Source organism: Microbacterium sp. Bi128 (assembly GCF_918698205.1).
In genome coordinates, this window is the sequence record NZ_CAKKMM010000879.1 from 1 (window position 1) to 2,140 (window position 2,140).

Sequence of the window (2,140 nt, forward strand, 5' to 3'; positions counted from 1 at the left end):
GATCGGTGTGCTCCTGCTCCCCGCCGTGATCGGCGGCATCCTGGTCGGTGCGCTGTACAACCCGACCGACCGCCTCGACAACATCACCGCCGCGATCGTCAACGACGACAAGGCGGTCGAACTCAACGGCCAGCTCGTCCCGCTCGGGCGCCAGCTCACGGGCGGCCTCGTGAAGGGGGCCGACGACCAGCCGAGCAACATCGACTGGGTCATCTCCAACGACGCGGACGCCGCCGCCGGTCTCAAGGACGGCACCTACACCGCCGTCGTCACGATCCCCGAGAACTTCACCTCGGCCGCCCTCTCCACCCGCCCCGGCGAGACACCCGAACGCGCGACGATCGGCGTCGAGACGGCACCGAACGCGCGAGTGGTCGACGGTGCGATCACCGCACAGCTGGCCACCACCGCCTCCACGGTGTTCGGCAGCGAGCTGTCCTCGCAGTACCTCACGAACGTGTTCCTCGGTTTCACGACGCTCGGCCAGCAGCTGGGCACCGCGGCCAGCGGCGCGCACCAGCTCGCCGACGGCGCGGGCCAGGCGGCCACGGGCGCGACCGGTCTGCAGGACGGACTCGGGCAGCTCTCGAACGGCGCCGGGCAACTCGCCACCGGCGCGCAGCAGCTCGCCGCGGGAACGGGTCCGCTCGCCGACGGCGCGGCTCAGGTCGCGGGGGGCGCGACGGCCCTCGCCGGTGGCACGCGCGAAGCCGCCGCGGGTGTCGGTGACCTGGCGGGGGGTGCGAACGGCATCGCCGACGGCAACCAGGCGCTCGCCACCAACGTCAACGCCCTCGCCGACCGGATCCCGCCGCAGTTCGCGCAGGTGGCGACCGACCTGTCGAAAGCCGCTCCCCAGGTGAACGACGCGCTCGTGAAGGCCGCGGCCGCGCTGCAGAAGGCCGCCGACGACTGCACGGGCACCCCCGCGCAGTGCGATGCCCTGCGCGCCGCCGCCGCCGACGCGAACGCGGCACTGCCGCAGGCAACGGCGACCGTGACGCAGATCGGCGAGCTCGCCGGCGAAGCCGCGCAGCTCCCCGCCGGCATCAGGTCGATCGCGGAAGCGAACCAGCAGCTGGCGAACGGCGCCCGGGGCCTCGCCGGGGGCGCGACGAAGGCGGCGAACGGTCTCTACACGATCGCCGGCGGCATCGACGGCCTCGCGGGTGGCGCGAGCCAGGTCGCCGACGGCACACGCCAGCTCGGCACGGGTGCGGCAGGCCTCAGCAGCGGCGCCGCCCAGGTGGCATCCGGAGCCTCCGGGGCCGAGGATGGCGCGGGCCAGCTCGCCGACGGCGTGCAGCAGGTCGCCTCGGGCACGTCATCCCTCGCCGACGGCCTCGACACTGCGGTCGCGCAGCTGCCCACCTACACCGACGCGCAAGCCAAGAACCTCGCCGCCATCGTCGCCGACCCCGTGTCGGCGAACGGTGTCAGCGACTCGCTGTTCGGCACCGCCGCCGTGCCGCTGCTCGCGATGGCCGTGCTGTGGTTCGGCGGCGTGGCCTCGTACGTCGCCTTCCAGGCCGTGTCGGCGCGATCGCTCACGAGTCGGCGCGCGTCGGGGCTCGTCGCCCTCCGCAGCTTCGCCCCCGCCGCGATCATCGGCGCCGTGCAGGGGCTGCTCGTCGCGGGCGTCGTGCAGGTGGCATCCGGCTTCGACTGGGGAGACTGGGCGCTGTTCGCCCTCGTGTGCGTCGTCGCCGGAGTCGCCTTCGCCGCGGTGAACCAGGCGCTCGTCGCCCTCTTCGGGGGCGCCGGACGCTGGATCGCCGCGATCGTGGGCGCCCTGGCCCTGGCGGCGAACATCGTCTCGACGGTGCCGCCGGTGCTCGCGGGAGCCGCCTCGCTTCTGCCGACCTCCCCGGCGTACGCGTCGATGCTCGGCGCCCTCGCCTCCTCGGGCGGGGTGGGCGCGGGAATCGTGGGTCTGGCCGTCTGGGCCGCGCTCGCGCTGATCGTCACGACCCTCGTCGTGGTCCGCCGTCGTACCGCGTCGCTCCGCGCCGCCGCCCAGCCCGCGTAGGCGGGCGCGCGGCGGAGGCGGCGGATCATTCCGGGCTGCGCCGCAGACCGTCGAGGAAGAACCCGAGGAAGCGCCGCCACCCGTCACCGCCGAGCGCAACCGCCTGGGCGT

Annotated in this window: 1 protein-coding gene; it reads left to right on the forward strand. The window is 74.4% G+C overall.

Annotation, left to right across the window (positions count from 1 at the left end; translation table 11 throughout):
* The first annotated feature begins 1 nt into the window (after nucleotide 1).
* Nucleotides 2–2,029 carry a YhgE/Pip family protein gene (locus LQV45_RS27545; RefSeq protein ID WP_230010029.1) on the forward strand — a complete coding sequence of 676 codons (2,028 nt, stop codon included), beginning with the start codon at nucleotides 2–4 and terminating at the stop codon, nucleotides 2,027–2,029.
* The last annotated feature ends 111 nt before the right edge of the window (nucleotides 2,030–2,140 follow it).